This is a genomic window from Bradyrhizobium sp. CB2312 (assembly GCF_029714425.1).
Taxonomy (GTDB): Bacteria; Pseudomonadota; Alphaproteobacteria; order Rhizobiales; family Xanthobacteraceae; genus Bradyrhizobium.
Map to the genome: position 1 here is coordinate 1,123,263 of NZ_CP121668.1, position 9,238 is coordinate 1,132,500.

Here is a 9,238-nt window from a genome sequence, read left to right on the forward strand (position 1 = left end):
TGGGCACGGCGCAAGAGCGCCTTTGCCCACCCTACGGCAGCGGTACTAGCTCACATCAGCTTCGGCTGTTCCACCGCGACCGCATCCCCCACGCCGATCTCGCCACCTTCGATCACCTCGGCATAGATGCCGCAATCCATGTGGCCGAGATGGCGCGAGAGCGTCGGCGGAATTTCGAGGTCGCGCGCGGCGGTCACCGGGTCGACATTGGTGGCCGGGCAGCGGACGATGCGCTTGACCACTTTCAGCCGGGCTTGCCCGATCGCGAGCGTTTGGCCGACGAGGTCGAGCTCCGACCAGGCCGGCCAGCCCTTCACATAGAGATTGGCGCGGAAGCGCAGCGGATGCACGGTAGTGCCGCCGAGCATGGTCTCGATGGCGCGGACGCTGTCGAGATTGATGATGGATACGACCTTGCGGGCGACGTCGGAAAAGCTGTGGTCGCGGCCGGACAGGACCTTGGGCGGCCCTTTCAGCTCCGGTTGGAAATTCTCGGTGAAGTAGCTCTCGATGGCGGCCCGCCCGGCGGCGGTCTCGAGATCGCCGCTGGCGACGATCTGGCCGTCCTTGCGGATGGTCAGGCGGTTGGTCGCGTCCTCGAAACGGCTGTCGAGCGACGCCAGCCGCTCATTGCGCGCCAGCATCAGAAACTGGATTTTCGGCTTCCACTCGGGGGCTTCAGGGTCGAACCCGCTCGGGCCGTTCTCGATGGCATAGCGGCGGTCGGCGGGCAGGGTCTGGCCAACCCGCAAAGGCACCCGGGGCAGGCTCTCCGGCGTCAGGCCCTTGATTGGATAGCGGTAGAGGCCGGTGATCTCGGCGGTCTGGTTGGCTGTCATGCCGCTACTTAAGGGATTCGACCGCGCCCCGCCAAGCTGGCGGATCGGCGCACGAAATTGTGAAGTCGCCTCTTTCGATCCGGGGGCACGCTTCCCACATCTGGGTCAGGCCGGCGCCAGCGCCGGCTGATAACGACCGCTGCCGGTTGAGGAACGTCAACGCGGTCAGCGGAAACCCAGTGAAGATGCCGTTTGGGGTGCCTTAGAGGGCCCCAGGGGCAGGCCGAGGGACAGAAAAGAAATGAACATCGAGAAGTATACCGAACGCTCCAGGGGCTTCATCCAGTCCGCGCAGTCGCTCGCGGTGCGCGAGGGGCACCAGCAGTTTTCCACCCTGCATGTGCTGAAGGTCCTGCTGGACGACAATGAGGGGCTCGCTGCCGGTCTGATCGACCGCGCTGGCGGCAATTCCCGTGCAATCCTGAAGGCGACCGAGGACGCCCTGAACAAGGTGCCGAAGGTCAGTGGCGGCGGTGCCGGGCAGATCTATCTCGCGCCCGAGCTCGCCCGCACCTTTGATGCCGCCGAAAAGGCCGGCGAGAAGGCCGGTGACAGCTTCGTCACCGTCGAGCGGCTGCTGCTCGGTCTCACGCTGGAGAAGACCAGCGAGGCAGGTAGCATTCTCGCCAAGGGCGGTGTCACCCCGCAAAATCTCAACGCTGCGATCGAGGCGCTGCGCAAGGGCCGCACGGCGGACTCTGCGACCGCCGAGAACGCCTATGACGCGCTGAAGAAATATGCCCGCGACCTGACCCAGGCTGCGCGCGACGGCAAGCTCGACCCGGTCATCGGCCGCGACGAGGAGATCCGCCGCACCATCCAGGTGCTGTCGCGCCGGACCAAGAACAACCCCGTCCTGATCGGTGAGCCCGGCGTCGGCAAGACCGCCATCGCCGAAGGGCTCGCGCTGCGCATCGTCAACGGCGACGTGCCGGAGGGACTGAAGGACAAGAAGCTGCTGTCGCTCGACCTCGGTGCGCTGATCGCCGGTGCAAAATACCGCGGTGAGTTCGAGGAGCGGCTGAAGGCCGTGCTCCAGGAGGTGACCGCGAGCGAGGGCAATTTCATCCTGTTCATCGACGAGATGCACACGCTGATCGGCGCCGGCAAGGCTGACGGCGCGATGGACGCCTCCAACCTGCTCAAGCCCGCGCTCGCCCGCGGCGAGCTGCATTGTATCGGCGCGACCACGCTCGACGAGTACCAGAAGCACGTCGAGAAGGATGCCGCGCTGGCGCGTCGGTTCCAGCCGATCTTCGTCAGCGAGCCCTCGGTCGAGGACACCATCTCGATCCTGCGCGGCCTGAAGGACAAGTACGAGCAGCATCACGGCGTGCGGATCACCGATTCCGCACTTGTTGCCTCTGCGACGCTGTCCAACCGCTACATCACCGACCGCTTCCTGCCCGACAAGGCGATCGACCTGATGGACGAGGCCGCGGCGCGGCTGAAGATGCAGGTCGATTCCAAGCCGGAGGAGCTGGATTCGCTGGACCGCGAGATCATCCGGCTCAAGATTGAGCAGGAGGCCCTGAAGAAGGAAAGCGATCCCGGCTCCAAGACCCGTCTCGAAGCGCTCGAGAAGGAGCTGGCCGAGCTCGAAGAGAAGTCGGCGGCGCTCACCTCACGCTGGAGCGCGGAGAAGAACAAGCTCTCCAATGCCCAGAAGCTGAAGGCGGAGCTCGACGGCTTGCGCGTCGAACTCGCCAACGCGCAGCGGCGCGGCGAATTCCAGAAGGCCGGCGAGCTGGCTTATGGAAGGATCCCGGAGCTGGAGAAGAAGCTCGCCGATATCGAGGCGAAGGAGAACTCCGGCGAGATGATGGAGGAGGCGGTCACCGCCAGCCACATCGCGCAGGTGGTCTCGCGCTGGACCGGCGTGCCCGTCGACAAGATGCTGGAAGGCGAGAAGGAGAAGCTCCTCAAGATGGAGGAGCAGCTCGGACAGCGCGTGATCGGCCAGGCCGAGGCCGTGCGTGCGGTCGCAACCGCCGTGCGCCGTTCGCGTGCGGGCCTGCAGGACCCGAACCGGCCCACCGGCTCGTTCATGTTCCTGGGGCCGACTGGCGTCGGCAAGACCGAGCTGACCAAGGCGCTCGCCGAGTACCTGTTCAACGACGAGACCGCGATGGTGCGCCTCGACATGTCCGAGTACATGGAGAAGCATTCGGTCTCGCGGCTGATCGGCGCGCCTCCGGGCTATGTCGGTTATGACGAGGGCGGTGCGCTCACCGAAGCGGTGCGGCGCCGGCCTTATCAGGTGGTGCTGTTCGACGAGATCGAGAAAGCGCATCCCGACGTCTTCAACGTCCTGTTGCAAGTGCTCGACGACGGCCGCCTGACCGATGGCCAGGGACGTACCGTCGATTTCCGCAACACGCTGATCATCATGACCTCGAACCTCGGTTCGGAGTTTCTGGTGAATCAACCCGAGGGCGAAGACACCTCAGCCGTGCGTGAGCAGGTGATGGGAACGGTGCGGGCGCATTTCCGCCCCGAATTCCTCAACCGCGTCGACGAGATCATCCTGTTCCACCGCTTGCAACGAAGCGAGATGGGCCGGATCGTCGAGATCCAGTTCGCGCGGCTGCAGAAGCTCCTGACCGATCGCAAGATCGTGCTGACGCTCGATGCTGCGGGGCGTGACTGGCTCGCGGCCAAGGGCTGGGATCCCGCCTATGGTGCACGGCCGCTGAAGCGGGTGATCCAGCGCTATCTCCAGGATCCGCTAGCCGAGATGATCCTCGGCGGCGACGTTAGGGACGGGGACAGCGTCGCGATCTCCTCCGAAGGCAACGTGCTGACCTTCAACGGCAAGGCGCCGCAGACCGCGGAGATCGCACAGTTCGAGGCGCCGGTGTCGAAGCGCAAGCTGAACTGATCGGGCGGCGCTCGCCGCAAAACAGGATCGCCCCGGAGAGGTTCGTCCTCTCCGGGGCGAATTTTTTTCAGGCTGCATTGCTAGCTGGCCGGAGACATCGTGCCGGGCGAGGCGGGGCCTTCCTCCTCGCCGTCCTGTTCGAGCTCCGACAGGATGTCCACGAGCGCGCGGACGCGGCCCTGCGCCAGCGGACGCAGATCGTTGATCATGGGCTCGTCATTGGCGAGCCAGGCCTGGGCTTCCGCGAGTTCCTCGACTGTGGCGCCGGTGCCGATGATCTCTGCAATCGTCACGTCGTCCACGCTGCCGACGGCCTTGGTGACGTCGTCGCGAGAGAGTTGCTGCATGGCGGTCCTCCTCTGGCTCAACGGCAAAAGACTGGTCGCGCGAATCAATCGAGACGCTGCCGATCGGTTCCGTGAGGTCTGGAGGGGAGGAGCGATCGGGCCGGAATCGCGGGGAAATTAACGGTTGGTGACCTGGAGCGGGCCGCCGGTTGCGTCCGACATGCGGGCGATGGCGCCGTTGCGTCCGCTCATCATGGTGTCGAGCCGGTCGCGCTCCTTCTCGAAGCCCGCCAGCATCGGGCCTTCCAGCGAGCGGCCGCGTGGCAATTTCACACGCAGCGGATCGACGAAGCGGCCGTTCACCAGGATTTCGTAGTGCACGTGCGGGCCGGTCGACGCGCCGGTCGAGCCGACGAAGCCGATGACCTGGCCCTGGCGGACCTTCTTGCCGGCTTCCATGCCCTTGGCGTAGGCCGACATGTGGCCGTAGGCCGTCTCATAGCCGTTATTGTGCTTGATGCGGACATATTTGCCGTAGCCGCCCTCAGTGCCGATCTTTTCGATCACGCCGTTGCCGGAGGCGAAGATCGGCGTGCCGTAGGCGGTGGCCCAGTCGACGCCGGTGTGCATCTTCACGAAGCCGAGGATCGGATGGCGGCGGCCGCCGAAGCCGGAGCGCATGATGGCGTTGTTGACAGGTTTCCTGACCAGGAACTTCTTCGCGCTCTTGCCGCTCTCGTCGTAGTAGTCGACGACGCCGTCGTCGGGGCTCTGATAGCGGTAGTATTTCTTGGTCTCGCCGCCGACCGTGAGCGAGGCGAACAGCACGTCGTTCTTTTCGCTCGACGTCACGCCCTCGTCCTCGCCGGCGTAGAACACGTCGAAGGAATCGCCCGGTTGCACCTTGCGCTGGAAATCGACGTCGTAGGAGTAGATCTTGATCATGTCCTCGATGACCGGCATCGGGACCTTGTTGCGCATCGCGGTCTCGTAGATGCTCTGGTAGAGCCGCACCCCGGTGCCGTCATCGTCGTCATCGTCGTCGCTGTTGGCGTTGGCCGTGGCGTCGGCGACGGTGTTCATGCTGGAGACGTCGACCGCGACGTATTTGCCGAGGTCGGACAGTGCCGCGATCGCCTCGACCATGGTGTCGTTTGCAACCACGACGCGATAGGGCTGGAGACGGGCGCCGGGGCTCGCAGGCGCCATCAGGATGCGGAGCTTCTCGCCTTCCTTCAGGCCGCCGTCGCGGCCGCGGGGGCCAAGCGTTGCGGTGATCGCCTTGATCTCCTCGGCGGTGGCGCCGAGATCGCGCAGCACGGAGCCGACGCTGTCGCCCTTCTTGACCAGGTGGACGCGTTCACCGCTGGGATTGCCGCCGGTGATCTGTTCCTTGGTCTTCGGCAGCAGCGTGACGTTTTCCGGCACCACGCGCGTCTCGAAGCCGGCATAGGGATCGGACGACGACGTTTCCGGGGCGTAGGCGCTTCGGATGTCGGACGGGCCGGTCGCGCCGGAGACGTCGGCGGTGGCATTGGCGAGCGAGGCGTAGCGCACGCCGCCATTGCCGCGCCAGTTGGCGGCATCGCGCACCCGCATCAGGATGTCATCGAGCGCCACCACGGCGGAAATCTTCGCCTTCGGCAGCACCGGCGACAGGTCCTTGGTCACGAAGGAGACCTCGGCGTCGGGCTCGACGGCTTCGGGATTGTTGGGATCGTCGGCGGCGGTCTTCGGATCGGAGCCGACGTCGGTGAGCAGACGCTGGGCGTTGAACGGCGGAATCTTCGCCGACAGGTCGCTCGTCGTCATCGACAAATTGCCGGCGATCCGGACGAAGGGGCGCACCCGCATCACGTCGCGGTTGCCGACGCGGGCGACGGTCGAGACGCGCACGATGTTGCGCGAAGCCGTGGATTCGCTCGGCGGCGGCAGGCGGTCGCTCTTGTGCAGCGTGGCGGCGCGATCGGCCGCGCCGAACGCACCACGCAGCGCGCCTTCAACGCGCTCGGGCACTTTGGCGAAGGTCATCTCGCCGTCGAGCGACGCGAAAACGGCGCCGCCGATCAGGGCCGCGCCGCAGAGTCCGGTCAGAATTGTACCGCTGAACCATTGCACCGAGACGCGGCGGCGATCGATGACGGCGGCTTCCGAACCATCGACGGACAGCGGCGGCTCGTGGCCGAGATCGATGATCCCGGTCTCACGCCCGTAAGCGCCGCGTGACGTCCTGTGGTTCAACCCAAGTCCCCCAATCAACGACCCAAGATGCCCGTTTTCGAACCCCGTTCCGGCCGCCCTCTTGCAGGGGGATCGCCGGAAAAGGCAAGCCGCACGGCGCCCGCGTTCAGAAAGCCCCTCTAGGTGGGGCCGGCCGAAATTACGAACAGCTGGACGGGTGAAGGTCTCTCGAAGTCTCTCGAATGTCGGAAGAAGGCCGCCTCATCGTATGATTGCCTTCCTCTGACCCTACGAAAATCGCGGCAGCCCCCACTGGCATCCCGCGATTCAAGCTTGTCTCTTATCAGAACGCCGCGGGATTGTGGCTCAAGTACGGCGCCTAATATGGAAAAAGTTTCCTGAACGGCCGGGCGCCTGGGGCCGCCCGGGAGGGGCGCCCAGGGCCGCCTTCGGAGCCCCTCAGGAGCCCCCAGGGAGGCAAACTTTTTTTGAGATTTTTTACCGTGCGGACCGGTCGACGCGCCCGCTGGCCTCCTAATCGACTGGAATCGCTGGAATTTTTTCCATGATCCGCTGTGCGACGATTTGTTGACGATTGGCGTTGACAGCCCGGAAGGCGGGGCCTATAACCCCAACCACTGAGCGCGGCGCCGCCGGGTCACTGACCAAGGCGAGCGAACGCGCCACTGATGCTCCTCACCTTGTTGAGTGAACACAACAGCCGACACCAGTCGGTTGGAGTTCATCCATCGTCGGTAAGGGTGTCGGAACCCTTCCTCTCAGGAAGGTTGGGGCCTCTCCGGTCCCGGGCTGTTTGACAAGTGAAGATGAAGAAAGAGAAGCGTGGACGGCGGAGTCCTTGCGGGTCTCGCTTCTGAAAAGCTTCGGCTTTTCTGATCGAGACCGGACGAAAGACTTCGGCGGTACACGTTTCAAAGGAAACACCATCGCTGCCAGCGATGTGAATCGTAGGCAGCTCGGCGATTTCGGTCGTCGAAAAATGGTGGGACCTCGTCAAACGTTGTGATCAGCCGGTTCAAAGTTCAAGTCCAACTTGAGAGTTTGATCCTGGCTCAGAGCGAACGCTGGCGGCAGGCTTAACACATGCAAGTCGAGCGGGCGTAGCAATACGTCAGCGGCAGACGGGTGAGTAACGCGTGGGAACGTACCTTTTGGTTCGGAACAACACAGGGAAACTTGTGCTAATACCGGATAAGCCCTTACGGGGAAAGATTTATCGCCGAAAGATCGGCCCGCGTCTGATTAGCTAGTTGGTAGGGTAATGGCCTACCAAGGCGACGATCAGTAGCTGGTCTGAGAGGATGATCAGCCACATTGGGACTGAGACACGGCCCAAACTCCTACGGGAGGCAGCAGTGGGGAATATTGGACAATGGGGGCAACCCTGATCCAGCCATGCCGCGTGAGTGATGAAGGCCCTAGGGTTGTAAAGCTCTTTTGTGCGGGAAGATAATGACGGTACCGCAAGAATAAGCCCCGGCTAACTTCGTGCCAGCAGCCGCGGTAATACGAAGGGGGCTAGCGTTGCTCGGAATCACTGGGCGTAAAGGGTGCGTAGGCGGGTCTTTAAGTCAGGGGTGAAATCCTGGAGCTCAACTCCAGAACTGCCTTTGATACTGAAGATCTTGAGTTCGGGAGAGGTGAGTGGAACTGCGAGTGTAGAGGTGAAATTCGTAGATATTCGCAAGAACACCAGTGGCGAAGGCGGCTCACTGGCCCGATACTGACGCTGAGGCACGAAAGCGTGGGGAGCAAACAGGATTAGATACCCTGGTAGTCCACGCCGTAAACGATGAATGCCAGCCGTTAGTGGGTTTACTCACTAGTGGCGCAGCTAACGCTTTAAGCATTCCGCCTGGGGAGTACGGTCGCAAGATTAAAACTCAAAGGAATTGACGGGGGCCCGCACAAGCGGTGGAGCATGTGGTTTAATTCGACGCAACGCGCAGAACCTTACCAGCCCTTGACATGTCCAGGACCGGTCGCAGAGATGTGACCTTCTCTTCGGAGCCTGGAACACAGGTGCTGCATGGCTGTCGTCAGCTCGTGTCGTGAGATGTTGGGTTAAGTCCCGCAACGAGCGCAACCCCCGTCCTTAGTTGCTACCATTTAGTTGAGCACTCTAAGGAGACTGCCGGTGATAAGCCGCGAGGAAGGTGGGGATGACGTCAAGTCCTCATGGCCCTTACGGGCTGGGCTACACACGTGCTACAATGGCGGTGACAATGGGATGCGAAGGGGTAACCCCTAGCAAATCTCAAAAAGCCGTCTCAGTTCGGATTGGGCTCTGCAACTCGAGCCCATGAAGTTGGAATCGCTAGTAATCGTGGATCAGCACGCCACGGTGAATACGTTCCCGGGCCTTGTACACACCGCCCGTCACACCATGGGAGTTGGTTTTACCTGAAGACGGTGCGCTAACCCGCAAGGGAGGCAGCCGGCCACGGTAGGGTCAGCGACTGGGGTGAAGTCGTAACAAGGTAGCCGTAGGGGAACCTGCGGCTGGATCACCTCCTTTCTAAGGATGATCCTTCAGCGAGCTCACGCTCACTATCGGATCGTTTTAGAAACATCAGTGGCCAACAGATCGCCAGATCGTTGAGCTGCATTGGCGGGATTTCGCCGTCTTCGTTTCTCTTTCTTCGCGGACGAACACGCGCTGGGCCTGCAACGGCAGGGTCCAGGGTCCTTAACGGGATGTGCGTTAGGGGCTTGTAGCTCAGTTGGTTAGAGCGCGCGCTTGATAAGCGTGAGGTCGGAAGTTCAAGTCTTCCCAGGCCCACCACACTCATCGAGTGAGCATTCGTCTTCTGGTTACGGGGCCATAGCTCAGCTGGGAGAGCGCGTGCTTTGCAAGCATGAGGTCGTCGGTTCGATCCCGTCTGGCTCCACCAGATGGTTTGATCACCGAGATCTTGTACCGTCGTCCGCGAAACATCACTTCGCATTCACTAGTCTGGATAGACAGTGAACTGCGTGTTTTCTGACATCGTAAAGAGGAGATCGATCCGAGTTGGGTCGTGTAGCGG

4 protein-coding genes, 2 tRNA genes and 1 rRNA gene are annotated in these 9,238 nt (G+C 62.7%); 4 read left to right on the forward strand and 3 right to left on the reverse strand.

Annotated features, from left to right (window positions below; genetic code table 11):
* Positions 1-50 precede the first annotated feature (50 nt).
* A complete protein-coding gene (locus QA642_RS05330; RefSeq protein WP_283083722.1) occupies positions 51-839 on the reverse strand; it encodes an MOSC domain-containing protein in 789 nt (262 codons plus the stop codon).
* Positions 840-1,080: 241 nt separating this feature from the next.
* Between QA642_RS05330 and clpB the strand changes: the two genes are divergently transcribed.
* On the forward strand, positions 1,081-3,720 hold the full coding sequence (clpB, locus tag QA642_RS05335) for an ATP-dependent chaperone ClpB (protein WP_283083723.1): 2,640 nt from the start codon (positions 1,081-1,083) through the stop codon (positions 3,718-3,720).
* Between the two features lie 80 nt (positions 3,721-3,800).
* On the opposite strand, the gene QA642_RS05340 is transcribed toward clpB, so the two are convergent.
* Positions 3,801-4,067, reverse strand: coding sequence for a hypothetical protein (locus QA642_RS05340; protein ID WP_283083724.1), 267 nt, complete (start codon positions 4,065-4,067; stop codon positions 3,801-3,803).
* A 117-nt stretch (positions 4,068-4,184) separates the two neighbouring features.
* Positions 4,185-6,248, reverse strand: a complete 2,064-nt coding sequence (locus QA642_RS05345; RefSeq protein ID WP_283083725.1) for a M23 family metallopeptidase — start codon at positions 6,246-6,248, stop codon at positions 4,185-4,187.
* Between the two features lie 990 nt (positions 6,249-7,238).
* On the opposite strand from QA642_RS05345, the gene QA642_RS05350 reads away from it, so the two are divergent.
* The 3 genes from QA642_RS05350 (at position 7,239) to QA642_RS05360 (ending at position 9,103) form a co-directional block, all read left to right on the forward strand.
* A 16S ribosomal RNA gene (locus QA642_RS05350) occupies positions 7,239-8,727 on the forward strand.
* Positions 8,728-8,917: 190 nt separating this feature from the next.
* Positions 8,918-8,994 (forward strand) — tRNA-Ile (locus QA642_RS05355).
* Positions 8,995-9,027: 33 nt separating this feature from the next.
* Positions 9,028-9,103, forward strand: a tRNA-Ala gene (locus tag QA642_RS05360).
* The last annotated feature ends 135 nt before the right edge of the window (positions 9,104-9,238 follow it).

What these genes read in the sequence shown, in the direction of transcription:
- QA642_RS05330 (WP_283083722.1), bottom strand. Translation starts at nt 839, where the DNA reads ATGACAGCCAACCAGACCGCCGAGATCACCGGCCTCTACCGCTATCCA.
- clpB (WP_283083723.1), top strand. Translation starts at nt 1,081, where the DNA reads ATGAACATCGAGAAGTATACCGAACGCTCCAGGGGCTTCATCCAGTCC.
- QA642_RS05340 (WP_283083724.1), bottom strand. Translation starts at nt 4,067, where the DNA reads ATGCAGCAACTCTCTCGCGACGACGTCACCAAGGCCGTCGGCAGCGTG.